At 72.4% G+C, this 24,141-nt stretch carries 17 protein-coding genes; 10 read left to right on the top strand and 7 right to left on the bottom strand.

From position 1 onward, the window contains the following. Window positions 1-60: 60 nt before the first annotated feature. On the bottom strand, window positions 61-2,490 hold the full coding sequence (locus ACFWJ4_RS10865; protein WP_380541828.1) for a ricin-type beta-trefoil lectin domain protein: 2,430 nt from the start codon (window positions 2,488-2,490) through the stop codon (window positions 61-63). 666 nt (window positions 2,491-3,156) lie between these two features. Here ACFWJ4_RS10865 and ACFWJ4_RS10870 point away from each other — a divergent pair. From ACFWJ4_RS10870 to ACFWJ4_RS10885, 4 genes are all read left to right on the top strand, one after another. Further along, window positions 3,157-4,206, top strand: a complete 1,050-nt coding sequence (locus tag ACFWJ4_RS10870) for a substrate-binding domain-containing protein (protein ID WP_380541831.1) — start codon at window positions 3,157-3,159, stop codon at window positions 4,204-4,206. A 158-nt stretch (window positions 4,207-4,364) separates the two neighbouring features. Continuing rightward, the gene (locus ACFWJ4_RS10875; protein WP_380541834.1) at window positions 4,365-5,936 is read left to right on the top strand and encodes a sugar ABC transporter ATP-binding protein; all 1,572 of its coding nucleotides are present in this window, start codon (window positions 4,365-4,367) and stop codon (window positions 5,934-5,936) included. Beyond that, complete coding sequence (locus ACFWJ4_RS10880) at window positions 5,933-6,973, top strand: ABC transporter permease (RefSeq protein WP_380541837.1); 1,041 nt, start codon at window positions 5,933-5,935, stop codon at window positions 6,971-6,973. The genes ACFWJ4_RS10875 and ACFWJ4_RS10880 overlap by 4 nt, the downstream gene beginning before the upstream one ends. Before the next feature lie 438 nt (window positions 6,974-7,411). Continuing rightward, window positions 7,412-8,218, top strand: coding sequence for a DeoR/GlpR family DNA-binding transcription regulator (locus tag ACFWJ4_RS10885; protein ID WP_380541840.1), 807 nt, complete (start codon window positions 7,412-7,414; stop codon window positions 8,216-8,218). 24 nt (window positions 8,219-8,242) lie between these two features. Here the strand turns inward: ACFWJ4_RS10885 and galK are convergent, their stop codons facing one another. Further along, window positions 8,243-9,388, bottom strand: coding sequence for a galactokinase (galK, locus tag ACFWJ4_RS10890; protein WP_380541843.1), 1,146 nt, complete (start codon window positions 9,386-9,388; stop codon window positions 8,243-8,245). A 265-nt stretch (window positions 9,389-9,653) separates the two neighbouring features. Here galK and galT point away from each other — a divergent pair, with 265 nt between their 5' ends. Continuing rightward, on the top strand, window positions 9,654-10,760 hold the full coding sequence (galT, locus tag ACFWJ4_RS10895; protein ID WP_380541846.1) for a galactose-1-phosphate uridylyltransferase: 1,107 nt from the start codon (window positions 9,654-9,656) through the stop codon (window positions 10,758-10,760). 257 nt (window positions 10,761-11,017) lie between these two features. On the opposite strand, the gene ACFWJ4_RS10900 is transcribed toward galT, so the two are convergent. From ACFWJ4_RS10900 to ACFWJ4_RS10920, 5 genes are all read right to left on the bottom strand, one after another. Next, window positions 11,018-13,504 carry an RICIN domain-containing protein gene (locus ACFWJ4_RS10900; RefSeq protein WP_380541848.1) on the bottom strand — a complete coding sequence of 829 codons (2,487 nt, stop codon included), beginning with the start codon at window positions 13,502-13,504 and terminating at the stop codon, window positions 11,018-11,020. An 88-nt stretch (window positions 13,505-13,592) separates the two neighbouring features. Beyond that, window positions 13,593-15,479: a DUF5107 domain-containing protein gene (locus tag ACFWJ4_RS10905; protein ID WP_380541850.1), complete on the bottom strand. Its 1,887-nt coding sequence runs from the start codon at window positions 15,477-15,479 to the stop codon at window positions 13,593-13,595. Then, window positions 15,476-16,321, bottom strand: coding sequence for a carbohydrate ABC transporter permease (locus ACFWJ4_RS10910; RefSeq protein WP_380541853.1), 846 nt, complete (start codon window positions 16,319-16,321; stop codon window positions 15,476-15,478). Before ACFWJ4_RS10910 ends, ACFWJ4_RS10905 begins: the two co-directional genes overlap by 4 nt. A gap of 46 nt (window positions 16,322-16,367) precedes the next feature. Further along, the gene (locus ACFWJ4_RS10915; RefSeq protein ID WP_380541856.1) at window positions 16,368-17,333 is read right to left on the bottom strand and encodes a carbohydrate ABC transporter permease; all 966 of its coding nucleotides are present in this window, start codon (window positions 17,331-17,333) and stop codon (window positions 16,368-16,370) included. 2 nt (window positions 17,334-17,335) lie between these two features. Further along, a complete protein-coding gene (locus ACFWJ4_RS10920) occupies window positions 17,336-18,634 on the bottom strand; it encodes an ABC transporter substrate-binding protein (RefSeq protein ID WP_380541859.1) in 1,299 nt (432 codons plus the stop codon). A gap of 282 nt (window positions 18,635-18,916) precedes the next feature. Between ACFWJ4_RS10920 and ACFWJ4_RS10925 the strand changes: the two genes are divergently transcribed. From ACFWJ4_RS10925 to ACFWJ4_RS10945, 5 genes are all read left to right on the top strand, one after another. Continuing rightward, the gene (locus ACFWJ4_RS10925) at window positions 18,917-19,921 is read left to right on the top strand and encodes a LacI family DNA-binding transcriptional regulator (protein ID WP_380541862.1); all 1,005 of its coding nucleotides are present in this window, start codon (window positions 18,917-18,919) and stop codon (window positions 19,919-19,921) included. Window positions 19,922-20,034: 113 nt separating this feature from the next. Beyond that, window positions 20,035-20,793: a DeoR/GlpR family DNA-binding transcription regulator gene (locus ACFWJ4_RS10930; RefSeq protein ID WP_380541865.1), complete on the top strand. Its 759-nt coding sequence runs from the start codon at window positions 20,035-20,037 to the stop codon at window positions 20,791-20,793. A gap of 231 nt (window positions 20,794-21,024) precedes the next feature. Continuing rightward, on the top strand, window positions 21,025-22,299 hold the full coding sequence (locus ACFWJ4_RS10935) for an extracellular solute-binding protein (RefSeq protein ID WP_380541867.1): 1,275 nt from the start codon (window positions 21,025-21,027) through the stop codon (window positions 22,297-22,299). A gap of 19 nt (window positions 22,300-22,318) precedes the next feature. Next, window positions 22,319-23,281 carry a carbohydrate ABC transporter permease gene (locus tag ACFWJ4_RS10940; protein ID WP_380541870.1) on the top strand — a complete coding sequence of 321 codons (963 nt, stop codon included), beginning with the start codon at window positions 22,319-22,321 and terminating at the stop codon, window positions 23,279-23,281. Beyond that, complete coding sequence (locus tag ACFWJ4_RS10945) at window positions 23,278-24,117, top strand: carbohydrate ABC transporter permease (protein WP_380541873.1); 840 nt, start codon at window positions 23,278-23,280, stop codon at window positions 24,115-24,117. The genes ACFWJ4_RS10940 and ACFWJ4_RS10945 overlap by 4 nt, the downstream gene beginning before the upstream one ends. Window positions 24,118-24,141: the final 24 nt, after the last annotated feature.

Below are 24,141 nucleotides of genomic sequence, written 5' to 3' on the forward strand. Positions count from 1 at the left end.
ATGTCACGGGCACCCGGCCGGTCGCGTCCGGGGTCTTCCGGATCCCCGCGGGTCGGTCGGCTACGGCAGGGTCCAGCGCTGGTTGGCGCCGCCGTTGCAGTCCCAGATCTCCAGCGGGGTGCCGTCGGCGGTGGCCGCGGCGGGGTCGTCGAGGCAGCGGCCCGACTGGGCGCTCTTCAGGGTGCCGTCCGGCTGGGGCGTCCACTGCTGGTTGGCGCCGCCGGTGCAGTCCCACAGTTCGACCGGGGAGCCGTTGACGGTGGCGCCGCCGGTGACGTCCAGGCACTTGCCGTTGTGGGTGAGGGTGCCGTTGGAGCGGGTCCACACCTGCTGGGCGCTGCCGTCGCAGGCCCAGAGCTGCACGGCGGCGCCGCTGGTGCCGGCGGCGGGGCGGGCGCAGGTGCCGGGCAGGGCGGACGCGATCGGGCCGGTGTGGGTGGTGGGCGTGCCGGGGGTGAGGGCGAAGTCGTCGAACTGGTCGGTCTGGTAGCCGGTCACGCCGAGGCCGGCGCGGCCGTTGGTGAAGCTCGCGTCGGTGGCGCTGCCCACGGCGGCACCGTCGATGCTCGCCGTGAGGGTCTCGTTGTCGAGGGTGAGCGCGACGGTGTGCCAGCGGCCGGTGCCGAGGGCGGCGGTGGTGCCGCTCGCGAGGGTGGTGAAGTTCCAGCTGGTGTCGCTCTTGTCGATGGACCAGGCGCCGGTGTCGCTCACCCGCAGGTGGTAGGCGTTCAGGCCGTTGTTGTTGCGGCCCTGCTGGCTGGCCCGGCCGAGGAGCTCGACGGTGCCGGACTGCTCGAACATGGTGTCGGCGGTGACGGTGTAGTTGGACCAGCTGCCGTCGCCCATCATCGTGTACGGGGCGTTGTAGCGCTCGTCGGTCCAGCGGATCGGCGAGCTCGGGGCCATCTGACGCAGGCAGGTGCCGGTGCGGCCGCCGCCGCAGGCGACGGTCTGGAAGGCGCCGTTCATGTCCGTGAAGTACTTCGGCGAGGTGGTCGCGGCCGGAGTGTCGAAGCCGTCCGCGTAGGGCAGCTTCATCGGCGCGGCGGCCGGCGGGGTGGCGGTGCCCTTGCCCTGGCCGGTGGTGGTGGTCACGGTGTAGACCCGGCCGGGCTGGAGGGTGAGGGTGTAGCGGCCCCCGGACGGGGTGACGTCCTTCTGCTTGACGAACCACTGCGCCGGGTCGGTGGAGCCGAGGTCGGTGGACCAGACGTGGACCTTGCCGGTGGACAGGCCGCCGGAGACGGTGAAGCTCGCGGTCTGGGCCGCGGTGGCGTCCAGGGTCTCGATGACGGTGCTGTAGTCGCGCTTGTTCGTGCTCTTCAGCGTGACGTAACTGCCGTTGGCGCGCGCGCCGCCGAGGTAGCCGCTCGCGGCGTCGATGTAGCTCCAGCCGGGCTGGGTGAACTGGGTGGTGTGTGCGGTGACCCAGGTCGTCCTCCCGATGCCGTAGTTGCCGGACCAGGGCTGGTTGGCGATCGACATGCCGTCGGTGGAGAAGAACAGGTCGGGGTAGAGCGCGGCGATGACCGGCCAGTTGATGAACGAGGTCATCTTCCCGTCGAGGTAGCCCCGGTTGATCCCGCGCGCCACCGCCGGGGCGCCGCTGTTGAGGTCCTGGGAGCCGTTCTCGCTCGCCCAGAGCGGCTTGCCGAGCGCCTGGGCGGTCGGCGTGCTCGGGCACTCGGTGAAGGAGCTCATGTACCCGCAGGGGTAGTGCACGCCGACGACGTCGACGGCGTTCTTGAACGCCGGGTCGGCGGCCATGGCGTCGGCCACCTCCCAGGTGTCGTCGGCGGCGACGACCTTGGTGGCGCCGTAACCGCGCGCGACGAGCGTGCTCTTGAGGTTCTCGTACCAGGCCTTGTCGAAGCCGCGCTCGTTCCAGCCGCCGAGGTAGGAGACGTTCAGGTGGTGCTGGCCGGCGCAGCCCATCCACGACATCACGTAGTCGATGGAGTCCTGGGACCAGAAGTTGCCGCCGCTGCCGGTGTTCCCGATCCAGCCGGGGGCGCCCCAGGACAGGCCGATGAACTTGATGTCGGGGTTGCGGGCCTTGGCCTGCTCGGCCAGCCACCACTCGTAGCCCTGGTTGCAGTCGACGGTGCCCCTGGTGTGCTCGATGCTCGGCTCGGCGCCGTCGGTGGAGTTGGTGTCGCCGCCGATCTCCAGCTTCAGCACCTGCAGCGAGGCGCCGTAGCCGGGCTTGAACAGGTAGTCCAGCAGTTGGCTGCGCTGGGGCTCCGGATAGTCCACCAGCAGGCGGGAGTTGCCGCCGCCGCCGGAGATCGCGCCGACCCCGTCGAAGGTCAGGCCCGGCTTGGTGCCGTCGACGGTGACGGCGGTGGAGGTGGCGGCGGTGGTAGTGGTGGCGCTCTCCGTCGCGGCCAGGGCGGCCGGCGGTGCGGCCAGGCCGCCGAGCGCGCCGGCGAGGACGAGCGCCGCGCTCAGGGCGGTGCGCCAGGTCGAGGAGGGGTGTTGACGGCCCATGGGCGTCTCCGAGGGTGGGGAGGGGTGGGGGCGGTGTTGCTCCGTGCCGGGCGCCCGGTCGGGGCGCCCGGCACGACGTCGGGGCAGGGGCTTCTCCGGTCCCGTGACAGGTGGCCCGGTACCTGGCCGCGCCGGCGCTCGGGTGGTCGCCCGGCAGGACTCGGGCACCGCGTGGGCGGCCGGGTGGTACTGGTGGGTCCATGCCAGAGGTGCCGGGAGGACAGTAGACCCAGCATTCAACAGTAATCAACAACTTCGGATGAAATACAACGCGATCGGCCAGCCGCCGCCAGGAGGCAGCGGCCGAGCCGGCTTGCCACAGGGGCACAGCAGCACCCCGCAGACGTGCCCCTGCCAGGCGCTATTGACGCCGCCCCGGCTTTGCCCGAAGCTGTCCACGACAACAACCTACCAATCAGTAAGTTCCGATGAACACGCCACCACCTGCTCCGATCCGGAAGATCGCGGCCCGATCCGCCGGCTTCGGCCCCCATCCGCGGCGCGACGGGATAACGAGACGGTCTCGATGGCTCCGATCCGGAAACATGAGCTTGACTCAGCTCAGGGCCAGGCGTTTTCTTTTGACCCACCACGTTTGATCGTGGTGTTTTCTGATTGGTTTTGTTGCTTCTTGCCGATCGGCCCCCACCCTCAGGAGCCCCCTCCATGCACCTCCCCCTCCGTGGCCGCCTGGCCGCGATCGCCGCGCTGAGCCTGATCACCTCCGTCGGCCTGACCGCCTGCTCCACCGGGCAGACGTCCTCGAACAGCGCGGACGCGCCCGTCGCCCCGGTGTCCGGCAAGGTGGCGATCACCTACCTGCAGAAGCAGGGCGACCAGCAGTACTTCGTGGACGAGGCCGCGGGCGCCAAGGCCAAGGCCGCCGAGCTCGGCGCCGAGCTGAAGGTGGTGAACCTGGGCAACGACGCGAACAAGACGGTCGGCGAGGTGCAGGCCGCGATCGCCCAGAAGAGCAACGGCCTGATCATCGTGGTGCCCGACCCGGCGGTCGGCCCGCAGGTGGTCCAGACGGCCCGGGACGCGAAGGCCGCGCTGCTGACCTCCGACGACCAGGTCTGCGCGAGCGGACCGGCCCCGGCCCAGTGCGCGGCGACCGACCTGGTGCCCCGGATCGGCTTCTCCGGCCGGCAGATGGGCCAGCAGGTCGGCCAGCGCGCCGCCGAGGAGTTCAAGAAGGCCGGCTGGAACCCGGCCGACACCCGGATCATCTCCGCCTGGAAGCAGGACGTCACCGTCTGCGGCGACCGCGTGAAGGCCGCCAAGGACGCCTTCGACCAGGCCGTGCCGGGCGTGCAGCTGATCGACGTCGCGACCGACAACACCCCGACCGGCGCGCAGGACAAGGTCGCCGCCACCATCACCGCCAACCCCGGGGTCAAGCACTGGGTGGCCTGGGGCTGCAACGACGAGAACGTCCAGGGCGCCGTCACCGCCCTGCAGAACGCCGGGATCAACCCCGACGACATCGACGGCGTCGGCCTGGGCGCCTACCTCGCGTGCAAGAACTGGGCCTCCGGCAAGCCCTCCGGGATGAAGGCCGCCCTGTTCATCAACGGCAAGGACGTCGGCGCCCTGTCCGTGCAGACCATGTACGACAAGCTCAAGAACGGCAAGGACTTCCCCAAGGAGGCCTTCGCCCCGACCACGATGGTCGACGCCGCCACCTGGCAGTCCGCGGGCGTGTCCTGCAGCTGACGCCTCGCCGAGCCGCCGGTGGGGCGGGCGGGCACCGACCTGCCGAATCCGCCCGCCGCACCGGCGCGCTCCCGGAGACCGTACCGCGACCACCGGCACCGCCGACCGTGTGCACGGCTCCCCCAGACCGTACGCACCGCACTGCCAACGAGGCCCCGATGACCACACCCGCACCGTCACCCGTCCCGCCGGCGAGCGGCGCCCCCGGCCTGAGCGCCGAGGGCGTGTCCAAGCGCTTCGGCTCCGTCCGGGCCCTGGAGGACGTCACCCTCACCTTCCCGCCCGGCCGGGTCACCGCCCTGATGGGCGAGAACGGCGCCGGGAAGTCCACCCTGCTGCGCATCCTGACCGGCGACCACCGCCCCACCGAGGGGCGCGTGCTGCTGGACGGCGAGGCCGTGGACCTGCAGTCCCCCCAGGACGCCCGCCGCGCCGGGATCCGGATCATCCCGCAGGAACCCGAGATCATCCCGCACGTCCCGGTCGCCGAGAACGTCTACGCCGGCTCGCTGCCCCGCCGGGCCGGCCGCCGCCTGGACCGCGCCGAGCTGCGCCGCCGCATCACCGCGGACCTGGCCCGCCTCGGCTTCGACAAGGTCCTCGACCCCGACCTGCTCGGGTCCGAACTCACCGCGGCTCAGCGCCAGTTGGTCGAGATCATGCGGGCCCTGACCGGCGCCGTCCCGCCGCGGGCGATCGCCTTCGACGAGCCCACCTCCTCGCTCTCCGAGCACGAGGTCGAGGCCCTGTTCGCCCTGATCGGGCGGCTGCGCGACGAGGGCATCGCCGTCGTCTACGTCTCCCACCGGATGAAGGAGATCTTCCGGCTCGCCGACCGCATCGCCGTGCTGCGCGACGGCCGGGTCGCCGGGGTGGTCGAGGCCGCCGCCACCGACGAGAGCGAACTCGTCCGGCTCATGGTCGGCCGCGACCTGTCCTCGCTGTTCGTCCGCCAGCAGGTCGCCACCGACCGCGTCGTGCTGGACGTCCGCGACCTCACCACCGACGACGTGCACGGAGTCAGCCTGACCGTACGGGCCGGCGAGGTCGTGGCGCTGGCCGGCCTGATCGGCGCCGGACGCTCCGAACTCGCCCTCGCCCTGGCCGGCGACGCCCCGATCCACTCCGGCACGGTGGCCCTCAACGGCGAGGTCCTGCGGCTGAAGGACCCGCGCGCCGCCATCGCCGCCGGCATCGGCCTGGCCCCCGAGGAGCGCAAGGCCCAGGCCCTGTTCCTGCAGCGCACGATCCGCGACAACACCTCGCTGGTCAGCCTGCGCCGGCTCAGCCGGTGGCGGTTCGTCAAGCAGCGCCGGGAGAAGGCCCTCGCCCAGGAGTACGCCGACCGGCTGCGCGTGCGCGCGCCCTCCATCGAGGCCGAGGTCCGCACCCTGTCCGGCGGCAACCAGCAGAAGGTCGTCCTCGCCCGCTGGCTCGCCCGCAAGCCCGACCTGCTGATCCTCGACGAACCCACCCGGGGCGTCGACATCGGCGCCAAGGCCGAGATCTACCAGATCATCGCCGACCTCGCCCGCGAGGGCACCGCCGTCCTGGTCATCTCCTCCGAACTGCCCGAAGTCCTCGGCCTCGCCGACCGGGTCGTGGTGATGCAGAACGGCCGCACGACCGGCGAACTGACCCGTGACCGGGCGACGGAGGAGGCCGTCCTCGCCCTCGCCATGGCCGACGACCTCGCCGCCACCACCACCCAGACCGGAGAGACCCGATGACCACCGCCACTCCCCCGACCGCCCCGGTGCCGGACGCCGGGGCCCTGCCCGTCCGGTCCGGCGGCCCGCGCACCCTGCTCGCCGCGATCGGCGGCCAGAACCTCAGCCTGATCGGCGCCCTCGTCGCCGTCGTCGCCCTGTTCGGCTCGCTCAACCCCAACTTCGTCGGCTGGGACAACATCCAGGTCATCGCCGAGGCCGCCACCATCTCCGGCCTGCTGGCCGTCGTCCAGACCGTCGTGATCATCTGCGGTGGCCTCGACATCTCGGTCGGCTCCCAGGCCGGCCTGGCCTCCGTCACCAGCGCCATGGTCTTCACCTCCACCGGTGCCGACCCGTACCTCGGCATCGGCGCCGCGCTCGCCATCGGCGCCGGCATCGGCCTGTTCAACGGCGTCGTCATCGTCTACGGCCGGGTCAACCCGACCATCGCCACCCTCGCCGGACTGGCCGCCTACAAGGGCGTCGCCCAGCTCGTCTCGGACGGCCGCGCCCAGGGGTACGTGCTCAACGACCCGGTCTTCGTCTTCCTCAGCCGCGGCAGGATCGCCGGTCTGCCAACGATGGTCTGGCTGCTGATCCTCACCGCCGTCGCCGTGCACGCCCTGCTCACCTACACCGACATCGGCCGCAACATCTACGCGATCGGCGGCAACGACACCGCCGCCCGCCTGGCCGGCATCAACCTCAACAAGTACCTGATCGCCGCCTACGCCCTCTCCGGCACCGTCGCGGCCCTGGCCGGCGTGCTGCTCACCGCCCGCACCGGCAGCGGCCAGCCGGTCTCCGGCAGCGAGGGCCTGGAGCTGCAGTCGATCACCGCGGCCGCCCTCGGCGGCTGTGCCCTCAAGGGCGGCAAGGGCAGCATCGGCGGCACCCTGCTCGCCGTCGCGCTGCTCGGCGCACTGCAGAACGGCCTCACCGTCCAGGGCATCAACGCCTTCTGGCAGAACGTCGCCCAGGGCTCCCTGCTGGTCGCCGCCGTCGTCATCCAGCAGCGCCGCAACCGCGAGCGGGCGGTCGGACTGCCCGCCTGATCCCGGTCTCCCGTACCGGGCGCCCCGGCGCCCACCCCCCAGACGTCCACCCCGGCCGTCCCCTGACCGGACCCGCCGCACAGTGGCAGCGGGTCCGGACTCGGCCGGAGGCGGAACGAGCGGTCGGCCGCCGAGGGTCGGCCGGACCGCGACCGGAACCGCCGGTGCCGCCCCTGCAGGCGGCACCGGCGGTTGCGCGTCCTCCCGGTGCGGTGCGTCCGGGCCCCCGCCGTACCGGCCGACCGGTCGGGTCGGGGCCCGCCGGGGTCCTGGGATACTGGATCATGTCGCGGCCGACGGCTCCCCGGTCACCGACGCGAACGCTCCGGTGCCCGGCCCGGCCCTCGGCGGTGGCACCGGTACGTCCGGACCGCGGCAGGGTCGGCCTGCCGGAGGAAGCGGGAGCGGTCAGGCACCCGTTCGATCGAAAGGGCCTTCGTGGCTGATCAGAGTTTGCTCGCCCCGCAGCGCCAGGCGCTGATCCTGGAGGCCATCCGCAAGGCCGGCGCGGTGCGCGTCGCCGAGCTGGTCGAGCAGTTCGGCGTGTCGGACATGACGATCCGCCGCGACCTGGACGCACTGGTACGCCAGGGAGACGTGCAGAAGGTCCACGGCGGGGCCATCGCGGTGGGGACCGCCAGCACGAACGAACCCGGCTTCGACGTGAAGTCCGGGCTGGAGGAGAGCACCAAGGCCGCCCTGGCCGACGCCGCAGCGCAGCGGGTGGAACCGGGCAGCGTGGTGGCGCTGTCCGCCGGCACCACCACCTACGCGGTCGCCTCCCGGCTGCTGGACGTCCCGGGGCTGACGGTCGTCACCAACTCCCTGCGGATCGCGGACCTGCTGTGGGCAGCGGAAAGCGACGGAGCGGAGACCGTTCCGTCGCTGCTGTTGACCGGTGGGGCGCCGACCCGCTCCGCGGCCCTGGTGGGGTCCCTCGCGGACCAGACGATCCGCACGCTCCACGTGGACCTGCTCATCCTCGGCGTGCACGGCGTCAGTGAGCAGGCCGGACTCACCACCCCCAACCTCGCCGAGGCGCAGACCAATCGGGCCCTGATCGCCTCGGCCCGCCGCACCGTCGTGGTCGCCGACCACACCAAGTGGGGCGTCGTCGGCCTGAGCAGCTTCGCGACCCTGGCGGAGGTCGACTGCTTCATCACCGACGACGCCCTCCCCGCGGCGGCCCGCAGCGCGCTCGCCGAGGCGGTCGGCGAACTCGTCGTGGTACCGGCCGCCGGCTGACCGGACGCTCCGGGCCCCGCCCGGTCAGGCCAGCCGACGCGCCCCCGCCGAGGGGACGGCGGTGAAGGCGACGGGTGCGGCGAAGCCCGCGGAGCCGAAGGCCGACCGCACCGCGTCCGTGACCGCTGCCACGTCCGCCGCGGCCACCAGGGCGATGACGGAGCCGCCGAAGCCGCCGCCGGTCATCCGGGCGCCCAGCGCCCCGGCGGCCACGGCGGCCTCGACCGCGAGGTCCGTCTCGGGGCAGGAGACCCGGAAGTCGTCGCGCAGCGAGGCGTGTCCGGCGGTCAGGACCGGCCCCAGCGCGGCGATCCGGCCGCCGTCCAGGTGCTCGATCGCCTCGGCCACCCGCCGGTTCTCGGTGACCACGTGCCGCACCAGCGGGGCGAGTTCCCCGGGGAGGCGCTCCAGGGCAGCGGTGAGGCCGGCGGCCGGCAGGTCGCGCAGCGCGGCCAGGCCGAGCAGGTCGGCGGCACGCTCGCAGCCGGCCCGCAGGGCGGCGTAGGCGCCGTCGCCGAGGTCGTGCTTGACCCGGGTGTCGATCACCAGCAGCCGGAAGCCGGCCGACTCCAGGTCGAGCGGGACGTGGCGCCGCTCCAGCGTCCGGGTGTCGAGGAGCAGCGCGGCACCGTCCGTGCAGCAGGCGGAGGCCATCTGGTCCATCACCCCGCAGGGCACGCCGACGAAGGCGTTCTCGGCCCGCTGGGCGACCAGGGCGAGGTCCGGCGCGGACAGGCCGAGCCCGTACAGGTCGTTCAGGGCGGCGGCCGTGGCGCACTCCAGGGCGGCGGAGGAGGAGAGCCCGGCGCCGGCCGGCACGTCGCTGTCGACGGAGAGGTCGGCGCCGCCGATCTCGTGTCCGGCCTCGGCGAGGGCCCAGAACACGCCGGCCGGGTAGGCGGCCCAGCTGGTGACGACCCCGGGGGCCAGGCCGTCGAGCGCGAGGTCGGTGATGGTGCCGTCGCCCTGGGTGCTGTGGAGCCGCACCCGGCCGTCCGCGCGGCGGCGGGCGGTGACCCTGGTGGTGTGCGGGAGGGCGATGGGCAGGACGAAGCCGTCGTTGTAGTCGGTGTGCTCACCGATCAGGTTCACCCGGCCGGGCGCGGCCCACACGCCGCTCGGCCGGGCGCCGTGGACGGCCTCGAAGTCGGTGGCGGCCCGGTCGATCATCTGCTCGGCTCCCGTACGTCGTGCGTGTGCGTCGTGTCGGCTCCCGCCGGCGCTTCCATCGGCGGACGGGAGTTGATTTCGACATAATCAAACATCATCGGCCGCCACAGTCAACACCTGCGGATTTCTCACCGCAACACGGATCGAAAGCGGCGCCTGATGACCTGCCAGCAGGTCTACACCTGTTGACAAACGATCGGATATGTTTGATTCTGTTGGAGATCGGCACAGGCTGGCCGAACTCCCCCGCAGAAGGAGCACAGCGGTGCACAAGACCGCGACCAAGTTGGCCGACGGCCGCGAACTCGTCTACTACGACCAGGAGTTCGGCACGGCCCGGACCGCCGTGGACGAACGCCCGCTGGAACCCTCCGCGAGCCTCTCCGAGACCCGGCTCGACCCGGTGCTCGGCGAGTGGGTGACCGTCGCCGCCCACCGTCAGCAGCGGACCTACCACCCCCCGGCCGGCGAGTGCCCGCTCTGCCCCTCCCGGGACGGCCGGCTGAGCGAGGTCCCGGCGGCCGACTACCAGGTCGTGGTCTTCGAGAACCGCTTCCCCTCGCTCGCTCCGGACTCCGCCACCCACGTCACCGCCCACGAGGACGACCCCCTGCACACCCTGCGGCCGGGCACCGGCCGCTGCGAGGTGGTCTGCTTCGCCCCCGACCACGACGCCTCCTTCGCCGACCTGGACGAGGCCAGGGCCCGCCTGGTATTGGACGCCTGGACCGACCGCACGGCCGAACTGTCGGCCCGGCCCGAGGTCCGACAGGTGTACTGCTTCGAGAACCGCGGCGAGGAGATCGGCGTCACCCTGGCCCACCCGCACGGGCAGATCTACGCCTTCCCCTTCGTCCCCTCCCGCACCGCCCGGATGATCGGCCGCGCCGAGGCGTACCGGGCGAGCACCGGCCGGAACCTCTTCGAGGACCTCGTCGCCGCCGAACGGGCCGCCCCCGAGCGGCTGGTGCTCCGGGGCGAGCACTGGACCGCCTTCGTGCCCTTCGCCGCCCGCTGGCCGTACGAGGTCCACCTCTACCCCAACCGCCGGGTGCGCGACCTCACCGCGCTGAACGAGGCAGAGCGCGCCGAGTTCCCCGGCCTCTACCTCGACCTGCTGCGCCGCTTCGACCGGCTGTTCCCCGCTCCCGCCGGCGCCGCGCCGAACCGGACCCCGTACATCTCCGCCTGGCACCAGGCGCCGAAGGACGGCGGCGACGAACTCGCCCTGCACCTGGAGCTGTTCACCGTCCGGCGCGCTCCCGGCAGGCTCAAGTACCTGGCGGGCGTGGAATCCGGACTCGACGCCTTCGTCACCGACGTGAGCCCGGAGGCCGCCGCCGCGCGGCTGCGCGAGGCCGCGACCGACTGACCCGGCCCACGGGAGGACCCCGGCACGGCCGTCGATCGAGCCGTGCCGGGGTCAGGGTCGGGATCGGGGCGAGGACGCGCTGCCGGCGGCTCGGCCCGACCGGCGATCTCGTCGTCCGTGCGGGCCCCGACGTCCTCCCGGGTTCCCTGCGCGTTCGTGCGTGCGGTCCGATCGGACGGAAATGCCGGGCTCCCGGGGGCAGCCCCCGGGAGCCCGGCGTCAGGACCGCCCCGGGGGGACCGTCCTGCGGGCCTGGGTCAGGAGATCGACCACCGCTGCAGCGGCGATCCGGTGTCCGGCTCCTGCGTCACCGCGGCGCCGTCGGCACCGGAGGCGGTGGTGAGCAGCAGGCCGCTGTGGGCCGAGGTGACGGTGTAGGAGCCGTCGGCCGTCGGCCGGACGTTCCAGTGCTGGTTGGCGCCGCCGCTGCACGGCCACTGGATCACCTGGGCGCCCGCGGCCGTGGAGCCGCCGCTGACGTCGGCGCACATCGACGAGAGGCCGTTGACCAGCTCGTACGAGCCGTCGGGCTGGGGGCGGAACTGCCAGAGCTGGTTGCTCCCGCCGGATGCGGTCCAGGTGATGAGGGGGTTGCCGGCGGCGGTGCTGCTGTCGGCGTCGTCGAGGGCCTTGCCGCCCGTGGTCAGGGTGTGGTTGCCGCTGAGGTCCGGCTCGACGGTCCAGGTGAAGACGGCCGATGCGCTCGCGGTGCCGGAGGAGGCGGTGACGGTGACCTTCGAGACTCCGGGCCCGGTCGGGGTGCCGGTGATCAGACCCGAGGGGCTGACGGAGAGCCCGGCGGGCAGCCCGGCCGCCGTGAAGGTGAGCGGCTTGCCGGCGCTGTCGGTGGCGCCGAGCTGGACGGAGGCGGCCTTGCCCGCGGTGCCGGCCTGGTCGCCGGGGGCGGTGAGGACGACCGCCTCGGGGGCCGTGCCGATCGGGGCGAAGGCGAGGGTCTGCTCGGCCGCCGTGCGGCCGCCGCCGACCGTGCCGCCGGTGGTGTCGCTCCAGGAGCGGGCGGGCACGGTCTCGGCGAGCCGGCCCGAGGTGCCGGACATGCCGATCACCAGGCCGCTGTAACGGTTCACCAGCTGGAACCGGCCCTTCCCGGCCTTGCTGGGGAGGATGAACCACTGCTGCCCGACGGTGGCGTTCCCGCCGGCGGCGCCGGTGGCGGTCAGCGCGGCGCCCCAGGCCCGGCCCGCCGTCGAGGTGGGGTCGACGCCCAGCAGCTGACCGGTGGCGGTGTTGACGATCCGGTAGGAGCCGTCGCCCTCGGCCAGGAACCGCCAGGACTCGCGGGCGGAGCCGGCCGCCTTGGCCGTGGAGGTGACGGCGGAGCCGCCGGCACTCTGGGCGAGGACCCGGCCGTTGCCGCTCTGGATCCGGTAGGTCCTGGTCAGGTCGACCGGCGGGGCGGCCGGCGCGGAGGAGCCGACGGTGAGCTCGACGTACTGGCCTTCCGAGCCGGCGCAGGCGAAGGAGCAGTACGACCGGAAGGTCTTGCCGACGATCGTGGTGCCGGTCAGGCTGGCGCTGTCCAGGAACCAGCGGTACCAGGAGGCGGTGTGGTAACTGCCGGTGTCGCCGAGCAGGGTCCACTTCTGGGTGGCCAGGTCCTTGGTGGCGTAGATCTGCTGCGGGGCGTTGCCGCTCTGGTCGACGGCCTGCGGAGTGCCGATGTAGAGGCCCAGATAGGCGTCGTAGCTGATGTTCATGACGAACAGCGGTGTGCTCGGGGCGAGCGTGCCGGCCGCGATCTGCTGGCCGACGGTGCCGGGGTTGGCGGGGTTGTACTCCTTGGCCGGCGGGAGGTACCCGGTGGGGTTGGCGCCGTCGGCGGGCACCATGTCGCTCTCCAGGCCGCCGGCCCCGGGCTGCGACCACGCGCCGTCGTACCACTTCTGCCAGCTGCCCGGCGCCATCTTGGCGGACATCGGGGCCCGCGCGACGTGCTGCTGGAACGCGCCCCAGCTGCCGCCCTTGTCGACGATCCGGGAGCCGTAGAAGACGTAGAAGTATCCGGAGGCGGTGTCCACGAACAGCCGCTGGTCGCCGTCGCCGTAGGAGAAGGTCTGCTGCGGGAAGGCCGCGGTGTCACCTCGCGTGGTGCTGTACGGCGAGGTGATCACGTGGTCCCTGATGCTCCAGGTCCGGCCCTGGTCGGTGGAGACGGCGTAGTCGATCGCGTCGTAGTGCAGGCCGTCGCCGAAGGGCTGGGGGGTGAACTCGTTGTGCACCAGCCCGTACCAGTCCCCGCTGTCCGGGTCGACCCAGACCCCGGCCAGGTCGCAGTAGTTCCGCTGGGCGTAGTGCGAACCCTGCGGCGCGTAGCTGGACTGCCGTCCGGTGGGGCTGTTGTTGCAGCGTGCGGTGGTGTCGTCGTTGCGGTCCGACGGGTCGGCGGGATTGACGGCGTCGCTGATCGCGGCGGACCTGGTGGCGCTGTCGAAGTCCCGGCCGGTGAAGAAGCTCCACTGCCGGGAGTCGTTCGCGCCGTACAGCGAGTGCGACTGCTGGAAGTAGAACGTGCCGTCCTTGTCGGTGTAGGGACTGGCCTGGGTGTCGTCGGGGTAGGCGTACGAGCCGGTCCTGCCGAGCGAGACCGTGTACGTGGCGGGGGCCGGTTTGCCGGCGGCAGGTGAGTCGGCGGGCGCCGGTCCGGCGGCCAGGGTTCCGGCGCCGAGTGCCGCCAGGGCGGTGGCGGCGAGGACGCGGGCCCATCGGGTGCGTAGAGGTGGCACTGGTACTCCTCTTCCGTGGCGGGGCGCACGGTTGCGCCCCTGCTGTGGGGGGTGCGGAACGGGAGAGTGGTCCGGGGGAAGCGGGCGGTCAGCCGTCCGCCATGCGGAAGTCGTACTGCGGGGGCACCGGTGTGCCGGGGTGGACGGCGAGCCAGAGGGTGTCCAGGGAGAGCTCGCCCTCGCGCATGGTGTCGACCTGGATGCCCTCGGCCAGCAGCCGCCGGACCCGGTCGTCGTCGCCGCGGGCGTGCGCCGCCTCCGCCTCGGCCAGCCTGATCCGGCCGTGCGCCCGGTCGGCCGGGGAGAGCGCCTCGATCAGCGCGAGTGCCTCGGCGGGGCGCTCGGCCCGCCGCAGCGACTCCAGCGTCTCGATCGTCAACTCCCGCAGTTCCGGCCGGAGTCGGTGGGCCGAGAGCATGAGGTCGGCGGCCTCCCGCGCTTGCGGGGCGAGGAGGGCGAGCGCGCGCAGCGCCCAGGACGAGGGCTCGGCGGCGACGGAGCGTTCGAACGCCTCGCGGGCGGACTCCCGCTCCCCGTCGGCCAGGCGCAGCAGCCCGAGCTGGTACAGCGCGTGCCAGTCCGTGGCGTTCGCCTCCAGCGGCCGCCGCCAGTGCGCCCCGGTGACCGGCTCGGCCGGCGGGTCGCAGACCGGGAGCGTGCCGGTCTTCAGGAGCTGCCGCCAGGGTTCCTGGGCGGCCGCCGGCTCGCCGAAGGGCAGCGCGGGCGAGGCGGGCAGGGCACCGGCCTCGATCTCCAGCGCGGCCCAGCCGCCGCCCTCGGACAGCACCTCCTCGGGCGCGCCGAACTCCCCCGCCCGGGCGTCGGCCCGCTCCAGCTCCAGCGGCGGGAGCAACCGGTCCAGCGCCTCGCCGGCGGCCTCCCGGGCAGCGTCCCAACTCCCGTGCACGGCCGTGGGATCGGCCTGCAGCAGCCCGTACGCCTCGGTCCACGACCAGGTGGCGCCGGCGGGCATCGGCAGGTGCTCCAGCTGGGTGCGGGCCAGGCCCGCCTGGATCTCCAGGTAGGCGGAGTCCGGGCCGGAGAGCCACTCCTGCCAGTGCCTGCCGCCGGTGCCGGTGCCCCAGCAGAACAGCTTGCGGCCGCGCAGCCGGGCGGTGGAGGTCTGGACGAGCCCGGCGCCGGCCCCGCCCCGCGCGGCTTCCGGGGGGGGTCCCCCGCCGGGGTGGGCGCGGACGTCCCCCGCGGCGCGCGCCGCCCGGCCGGGGTAGCTGCGGTCGGCGCCGTCGACCTCCGGGAAGGGCACCCGGCGCAGGTCGCTGACGTAGTCGCAGTGGAAGGCGTGGTCGGCCGGGCCGAGGACGCGCACGTCCCGGTCCTGGGGCACGGCGATGTTGGACCACCAGTAGACCGGCGTCTCGGTCGGCGCGGGGTTGTGCACGGCGATGCGGACGTAGAGCACCGGGGAGCCGGCGGGCAGCCAGGTGTCCATCCGCAGGACCAGGCGCCGCAGCCGTTCGAAGGCGTACATCCGCAGGCCCGGGGTGCCGTCGGGCGCGCTCACCCGGACGGCGTGCAGCGGCTCGCAGGTCAGCGGCCAGTGCCCGGTGGCGCCGAGGTTCCACTCCACCCCGCCGGCCAGCCAGGCGTCGCGCAGGGCGAGGTTGGCGGGCTGCAGGATCCGGTTGCGGTGCAGCAGCTCCCGCCCGGTGGGGCGGTGGACCAGGGACCACAGCCGTCCGCCGAGGGAGGGCAGGAAGGTCGCGGTGAGGGTCTCGTTCTCCAGTACCACGCACGGGAGTTCGCGCTCGGTACGGACGCGGTCGTACCCTCCCTGCCGGGTGTACGGCAGCAGGGTGTCGGGCACCCCGTAGGCCAGGTTGCGGCGCATCTCGTCGTCGACCCCGGCGCCGGCGCCGGTCTGCCGGGGCAGGCCGTGCAGGATCGGCAGGGTGCCGCCGACCGGATCGGGGGTCCCGTCGATGCGGAGCGGGTCGGTGCGCAGGGTCGAGGTCACTTGCCGATCCCAACTGTCATGCCCTGGATGATCCGCGAGCCCATCCAGGAGAAGAGCGCGATCATCGGGGCGAGGATGATGCAGACCCCGGCGAACATCGTGCCGAAGTCCAGGCCGTTGAACTGCTGTGCCGCGACGAACGAGGAGAGCGCCACCGGGAGGGTGGTCGTCCCCTGGCTGTTCGTCAGGACGAGGGCGAACAGGGTCTCGTTCCAGGCGGTGATGAACTGCAGGAGGAAGGCGGTGACCAGCCCGCCCCGGGCGACCGGGAGCACCACCTGGACGAAGGTGCGCAGCGGGCCGGCGCCGTCCAGGACGGCGGCCTCCTCCAGCACGCCGGGGATGCCGCGGAAGAAGCCGGTCAGCAGGAAGACGGTGAACGGCATCGCCAGGCCGACGTAGACCAGTCCGAGGCCGAGGTCGCTGTCGGTCAGGTCCACCCGGGACAGGCCGATGAACAGCGGCACCACCAGGACCTGGCCGGGCACGCCGAGGCCCATGGCGAAGCTCATCGTCAGTGCCGAGGAGGTCCGCGAGCGGCGCCGGGCGAGGGCGTAGGCGCAGGGGGCGGCGAGGGCGACGGCGACCACGGAGGAGAGGCCGGCGGTGAGCACGCTGTTGAGGGCCGCCCGCGCGAAGCCGCCCTCGTCGAGCGCGGTGGTGTAGTTGCCGGTGTCCGGGCTGGTCGGCAGGCCGAAGCCGTGCCGCAGGATGTCGGGGCCGCTGCGCAGCGAGGTCAGCAGGATCCACAGGACCAGCAGCAGGTCGGCGGCGACGACGATCCAGACGGCGGCCGTGCCGATCCTGCTCGCGAGTCCGGTGGGTCGGTTACTGCGTCGCACGGGAGGGACCTTTCCGGTTGGGTGCGGGGGGCCGGGACGCGACGGGTCAGTACTCGATCGGTTCGCGGCGCAGCAGGCGGCGCAGCACGACGGTGATCAGGGTGACCATGGCCAGGCTGACGATCGCGGCGGCGGTGGCCGTGCCCAGCCGGGGGACGGTGCCCTGCGGGAAGGCCTCGGCGTACACGTACACGGCGGTGTTCCAACTGCTCACCGGCGGATAGGCGTTGGTGCTGCCGCCGTAGAGCAGGATCAGCTCGAAGATCTTCACCGAGCTGACGGTCCACAGCACCGCGCAGACCGCGATGACGTCCCAGGCGCACGGCAGGGTGATGTGCCGGAAGCGCTGGAAGGCGCCGGCGCCGTCGAGTTCGGCCGCCTCGTAGAGGTAGTCGGGGATCTGGTCGACCGCCGCCATGATGATGGAGGTGTAGTAGCCGGTCGCCGTCCAGACCAGGGTGCCCAGGACCATCGGGAGCAGGTTGTCCGTCGACAGCCACTTGGGCGGTGTGGTCACCCCGAGGAGCTTCAGCGCCTGGTTGACCGGGCCGGTGGGCGAGAACAGGAACCCGGCGGCGATGCCGAAGACCATGCCGTTGACCAGCGAGGGGAAGAACAGCACCGACCGGGCGAACAGCCTGGCCCGCATCTCGCGCAGCACCAGGGTCAGCGCGAAGCTGAGCACGAAGGTGATCGTGCCTCCGACGACCATCAGTTCGAGCGTGTTGAACAGCGAGGTGCGGAACCTCGGGTCCTGGAACAGCAGGAGGTAGTTCCGCGGGCCGCGCCACTCCATCTCGCCCATGCCGTCCCACGTGTACAGGCTGGTCCACAGGGCGTAGCCGACCGGGGCGACGAACAGCACCGCGTACACGATCAGCGCGGGCGCGGTGAAGGGCCAGAACACCCGGCGGCGCTGGCGCTCCAGCGGGCCGACGCCGGAGCGGGCGGCGCGCTCGGACCGGCCCGGGGCGGCGTCCGTCCGGGGCGGGTTGTCGATCGTCGTCGCCACCGTCAGCCCTGGGTCTGCCAGTAGGTGACCTGGTCGGCCTTGCACTTGGCGACGAACCGGTCGGCCGTGGTTTTGCCGTGCCAGAAGTCCAGGTAGTTCTCGTTCAGGACCTTGGGCAGCCAGCTGCCGGCCACCCCGTCGAAGCCGAGGCGCACGGTCGGGGCCTCCAGGGCCTTCTGGACGTCGGCCAGTTCGGCGGGGGCCGGGATGTCGCTGCGCGGGGTGAGGTTGAGCGCGGTGGTGGAGATCCCGGACAGGTGCTTCTTCTGCAGGAAGAAGGCGATGAACTTCTGTGCGGCGGCGGCGTTCTTGGCCCGCTTGGGGATCGCGAAGCCGAACAGGCTGGCGTCCGGGGTCTTCGCGGTGGGCGGCAGCATCGACGCCGTCCTCCAGCCGGCCGGGACCTGATTGGCCACCTCGGCGGTGACGTAGTTGCCGTCCATGTAGAAGGCGGCCTTGCCGCCCGCCCAGTTGGTCTCCTGCGCGGGGTACTTGGTGGCGTCGTAGCCCTCGATCAGGTGGCCGCCCTTCACCAGCTGCTCCACCTGCCGCGCCGCGGCGAGGACCGCCGGATCGTCCCAGGTCGCGCCGGACTTGTCAGCGGCGAGCTGCGCGACGTTCACCCCCGCCCCGTTGAGCAGGTAGTCGAAGTACAGCGCGTTGCTCCAGGGGTCCTCGCCCTCGGAGGCGATGCACGCCTTCCCGGCCGTCTTCAGCGCGTCGCAGACCTTGAGCAGTCCGGCCCAGTCGGTGGGCGGACTGGGCATGGCGGCGGCGATCGCCGGGTCGGCCGCGTTGTAGAACATGGCGTTGGTGACGACCTCGTACGGGATCAGGTAGTGGTTGGAGCCGGACGGGTCCTTCGGCAGCATGTCGAAGTACTTGGCCGGGACGACCTGGGAGACCGGGACGTTCTCCTCCGGCACCTGCAGCTGCAGCACCGGCGAGAGGTCCAGGGCCTGGCCGGCCGCGGCGGTGGTGCCGTAGACCTTGTCGTCGGACTCGTCCCACAGGTCCGGGGCCCGGTTTGCGGCGATCGCCGGGCCGATCTTCTTGGCGATGTCCCGGCCCGCCCAGGTGACGTCCACCTTGGCGCCGGTGGCGGCGGTGAAGTCGTCGATCGCGGCCTTCAGCACCTTGGCCTGCGGCTCGTCGGCGCGCCACATCGACCAGTAGGTGAAGCTGCCGGCGGCCTTCGCGCCGCCCTCCGAGCCGCTGCCGCAGGCGCTCGCTCCGAGCGCGAGGGCGACGGCGGTGGCCGCCCCGATGATGCGGGCGGCGGGCATGGTCGTTCTCCCCATGGGTGGTTCCTCTCGGAGGCGCGAGATGCCGCGCGGACGTGTCGTCAGCCGGGGCCCGAGGACGGGGAGCGGCTGGATGGCTGGGACGATACGGTCGAGTTGACCGGTAAATCAAGAGTCCTTGCAAAAACCTGCTCCGGACTGCGGCGCTTCGACGCCGATTGCGCAAGAGGCTCTCAAGTTGCGGACCGGAGCTGGGGCTTGATCGACCTTGACGCCCCTTCACCGGTGCCCTACCTTTCACCAAAAGCAAGTTGACCGGTAAATTCGAAGGATCCAGTCATGGTGACGATGCAGGACGTGGCCGAGCGCGCCGGGGTCACGAAGCAGACCGTCTCCAACGTCATCCGGGGGCGGGGCGCCGTGAGCCCGGCGACCGCGGCCCGGGTGCGCGCCGCGATCGGGGAACTGGGGTACACCCCCAACCTGGTCGCGCGCTCCCTCGCCACCGGCGCCACCCGGACGGTGGGCCTGTTGGTCCCCACGGTGACGGGCTCCTTCTACCCCGACATCGTCGAGGAGGTCGAGGACGTCCTCGACACGAACGGCTACCACCTGCTGCTCTGCACCACCCGGCTCGACGGCGAGCGCGCCAAGCGGCACCTGGCGAGCCTGACCAGCCGCTCGGTGGACGCGCTGCTGATCGCCGGCGACCGGGACCTGATCGACCACCTGCCGCTGCTGGCCGAGGCCTCCTTCCCGGTCGCCCTGTGCGCCTGGGAGACCGACGCCCCCGACCGCTTCCCCGTGGTCACCATCGACTACGAGCGGGCCGGCCACCTGGCCGGGCGCCACCTGCGCGAACTCGGGCACGAACGCGTCGCGGTGCTCGCCAGCCCCGACCACGCCCCGCGGGTGGCGGGCTTCCGGCGAGCCTTCGCCGCCGACGGCCTGACCGTCCCCGACCACGCCGTCCACACCGCGCCCGAACCCACCCCCGCGGGCGGCTTCGACGCGGCGACGGCGGCGCTCACCGCCGACCCGACGATCACCGCGCTCTTCGCCACCCACGACGTCCTCGCCCTGGGGGCGCTGGAGGCCGCCCGGGAAGCGGGCCGCTCCGTGCCCCACGACCTGTCGATCGTCGGGCACGACGACAACCCGGAGGTCGGCGCGGCCCGACCGGCGCTCACCAGCGTGGCCATCCCCAAGCGGGAGATGGCCCGAGAGGCGGTCGAACTGCTGCTGCGCGCCCTCACCCGCTCCGGCAGCCCGGCCAACTCGATCCAGCTGCTGCGCCCCGAGCTCGTCGTCCGGGACAGCACCGGCCCGGTCGGTGGCCGTTGAACCGGCCCGGGCCGGCGGACCGCTGCCCCCGGGGCAGTTCCCCGGCCTCCGAGCGGTTCCACGCAGCTCCGCGCAAAGATCGTCCCTCGCACGAACGGCACTAGACTTCCGCCATGCTCAAAGCTGACCGCACCTCCCGGATCCTCACGCACCTCACCGAGACGGGCAGCGCCGACGTGCACGAGCTGGCCGGGCTCCTGCGGGTGTCGGCGGCCACCGTCCGCCGGGACCTGCAGGAACTCCACGACCAGGGCCTGCTGCACCGCACCCGCGGCGGGGCGGTCACCGGCGCCGTCAACCTCGAACTGCCGCTGCGCCACAAGCACGGCACGCGGCAGGCGGAGAAGCGCCGGATCGCCCTGGCGGCCGACCGGTTGGTGCCCGACGGCGCGGTGGTCGGCCTGACCGGCGGCACCACGACCAGCGAGCTGGCCCGCGTCCTGGCCGAACGCGGCGGGATCACCATCGTGACCAACGCCGTCAACATCGCGGCTGACCTGATCGTCCGGCCGGACATCCGCCTGGTGGTGGTCGGCGGCATCGCCCGGACCACCAGCTACGAGCTGGTGGGTCCGGCCGCCGACCGGATGCTCGCCCAGTACCACCTCGACATCGCGTTCATCGGCGTGGACGGCCTGACCCCCCAGGAGGGCTGCACCACGCACGACGAGATGGAGGCCCAGACCGACCGCGCGTTCCTGCGCAGCAGCGCGCGGTCGGTCGTCCTGGCCGACAGCAGCAAGATCGGCCGGGTCACCTTCGCCCGGATCTGCCCGCTCTCCGAGGTCCACGACCTGGTCACCGACGCCGAGGCCACGGCGGAGCAGGAGGAGGCGATCGCCGCCGACGGGGTACGGGTCCTGCGCGCCTGACGCCGGGCCGCCGGCCTCACGGGCCCGGGTCCCGAAAGTCGGGATCCCGCGGACCCTGATCCCGCACCCACCGATGCAACGCCCGGCCGGGCCTCCCGGCCGGGCGTTTCTGTCACCGCAACGGTTGACATGAACTCACTAACACAGGAAGCTCTTTCGCACCTGCGCAGAATCAGCGTGTATCAAGCATCTCCGATCACTCGTCAAGCGCATACGAAGGCGGTAACTGCGGTGGACAAACGTGTGCCGGCCCTCCTCACGGCGTGCGCCCTCGGCGCCCTCGCCCTCACCTCCTGCGGCAGCGGTGGCAGCGGCGGCGGCACCGACGCCGACGGCAAGGTGACGCTCAAACTGGTCGCCGCCGACTACGGCGACAAGGAGTCCAACAGCTCCAAGGCCTACTGGAACGGCGTCGCCTCCGCCTTCACCGCCGCCAACCCCGACATCAGGGTCGACGTCCAGGTGGTGAACTGGAACGACATCGACCAGCAGGTCAAGACGATGATCCAGAGCGGCAACGTACCGGACGTCCTGCAGACCGGCGGCTACGCCGACAAGGTCGCCGACGACCTCCTCTACAAGGCGCAGGACGTCCTGTCGCCCGCCACCCGGAGCAACCTGATCGACAGCTTCGCCAAGGCCGGCGAGGTCAAGGGCGTGCAGTACGGCATACCGTTCGTCTCCTCCACCCGGCTCCTGTTCTACAACAAGGCGATCCTCCGGCAGGCCGGCATCACCCAACCCCCCACCACCTGGGAGGAGTTGCGCAAGGACGCCGAGCAGATCAAGGCCGCGGCGCCCGGCGTCACCCCGTACGCGCTGCCGCTCGGCCCGGAGGAGGCCCAGGGCGAGAGCATGCTCTGGGAACTCGGCAACGGCGGCGGCCCCACCGACAAGGACGGCGGGTACACCCTCGACAGCCAGGCCGACATCGACACCTTCTCCTGGCTCAAGTCCAACCTCGTGGGCCCCGGCCTCACCTACCCCAACCCGGCCACCACCGACCGCAAGACCGCCTTCGCCGACTTCGCCGCGGGCAAGGCCGCCATGCTCAACGGCCACCCGTCACTGATCCGGATGGCCCAGGCGGGCAAGGTCGACTACGGCGTGGCCCCCGTCCCCGGCAAGGCGGGCCCGCTCACCAGCACCCTCGGCGTCGCGGACTGGATGATGGCCTTCAAGAAGAACGGCCACCGCGAGCAGATCAGGAAGTTCCTCGACTTCGCGTACACCGAGGACAACATGCTCCGGTTCGACGAGACCTACAACCTGATGCCGGTCACCCAGGACACGCTGCGCGCGATGACCACCGGCGGCAAGCACCCGGACCTCGAACCGTTCTTCGCCCCGCTGCCGCACGCCGCCTTCTACCCGCTGGGCGACACCAGTTGGGACGTCGTCTCGGCCGAGCTCAAGAAGAGCGTCGGCAGCGCCGTCTCCGGCGACCCGGCCAAGGTGCTCGGCGAGCTGCAGAAGAAGGCCCAGGACGCCGTCGCCAACAAGTGACCCCGCGGAAGGCACCCCCGTGACCTCCAGCTCCCCCACCGCCGGATCTCCCACCGGCCCCGGCTCCCCCACGCCGTCCGCGAGGCCACCGCGCCGCCCCGCGCCGTCGGCCTCCCGTCCGGGCCGGCTCGGGCCGCTGCCCTGGATCGCCCCGGCCGTCCTGCTGATCCTCGCCGTCGTCCTGTGGCCCGTCTACGAGATGGTCCGCACCTCCTTCCTGCGCATCAGCACCAGCGGTTTCGTCCGGGGCCCGGCCGGCCTGGACAAGTACCGCAAGCTCTTCGGCGAGGCCGACCTCGGCCACGTGCTGCTCGCCACGGTGACCTGGACGGCCGTCGTGGTCGGCCTGACCATGCTGCTCTCGCTCGGCCTGGCCCAGCTCTTCGACCAGCGCTTCCCGGGCCGCCGGTACGCCCGCTGGGCCCTGGTCGTCCCCTGGGCCGCGTCGGTGCTGATGACCGCCATCGGCTTCCGGTGGATGCTCGACCGCACCGCCGGCGTGCTCAACACCGCCATGACCGACCTCGGCCTGATCGACGGCCCCCGGGACTGGCTCGGCACCCCCGCGACGGCCTGGCCCTGGATGGTGTTCGTCGCGGTCTTCGTCTCGCTGCCGTTCACCACGTACACCCTGCTCGCCGGCCTGCAGACCGTCCCCGCCGACGTGTACGAGGCGGCCCGGACGGACGGCGCCTCGCCCTGGCAGACCTACCGGCGGATCACCCTGCCGCTGCTGCGCCCGGCCTTCCTGGTCGGCGTCGTCATCAACCTGATCAACGTCTTCAACTCCTTCCCCGTCATCTGGGCCATGACCCGGGGCGGCCCGAGCAGCGACACGGCCACCACCACGGTGTTCATGTACCAGGTGAAGAGCACCGACATCGGCGAGTCCGCGGCCGTCTCGGTGGTCAACTTCGCGCTGGTGGTGCTGATGGTGCTGGCCTTCCTCAAGGTCAGCCGCTGGAACGGGGAGGAGAGTTGAGGGCCCGGCGCGGCCGTCGCCCGATCCGGCCGCGCACCGTCGTGCTCGCCGGCGTCGCCTGGCTGCTGGCGGCGGTCTTCCTGCTCCCGTACCTGGAGATGGTCGTCACGGCGCTGCGCCCGGCCGACGAGCTGCGCGACGCGGGCTATCTGCCGCACCACTTCGCCTGGTCCAACTTCCTCGGCGTCTGGCGCGACTCCACCCTCGGCGGCAACCTGAGGGTCACCCTGCTGGTCGCCGGCGGGTCCACCGTGCTGGCGCTGCTGGTCGCCCTGCCCGCCGCGTACTGCACCGCCCGGGTCCGGTACCGGGGCCGGCGGCTCTTCCTGCTGCTCGTCCTGGTCACCCAGATGTTCCAGCCGACCTCGCTGCTGGTGGGCCTCTACCGCGAGTTCTACCGGCTCGGCATGCTCAACTCGGTCTGGACGCTGATCCTCTGCAACGCGGCCTTCAACCTGGCCTTCGCGGTCTGGATCCTCACCGCCTACATCTCGGCCATCCCGGTGGAACTGGAGGAGGCCGCGCTGCTCGACGGCCTCGGCCGGCTCGGGGCCCTGCGCCGGGTGGTCCTGCCGCTGGCCGTGCCGGGCGTGGTCACCGCGGTGATCTTCACCTTCATCTCGGCCTGGAACGAGTTCGTGATGGGCCTGACCCTGTCCACCGAGCCGGGGAGCCAGCCGCTCACCGTCGGGATCAACAGCTTCATCGGCAACTACACCGTCGAGTGGAACTACCTGTTCGCCGGGTCGGTCGTCGCGATCGTGCCGGTCGTGGTGCTGTTCGCCCTGATCGAGCGGCACGTGGTCTCGGGACTGACCGCCGGATCGGTCAAGTAGCCGACCGCACCCACGGGTTGAACG

This window comes from Kitasatospora sp. NPDC127067 (assembly GCF_042724755.1).
Taxonomy (GTDB): Bacteria; Actinomycetota; Actinomycetes; order Streptomycetales; family Streptomycetaceae; genus Kitasatospora; species Kitasatospora lactacystinica.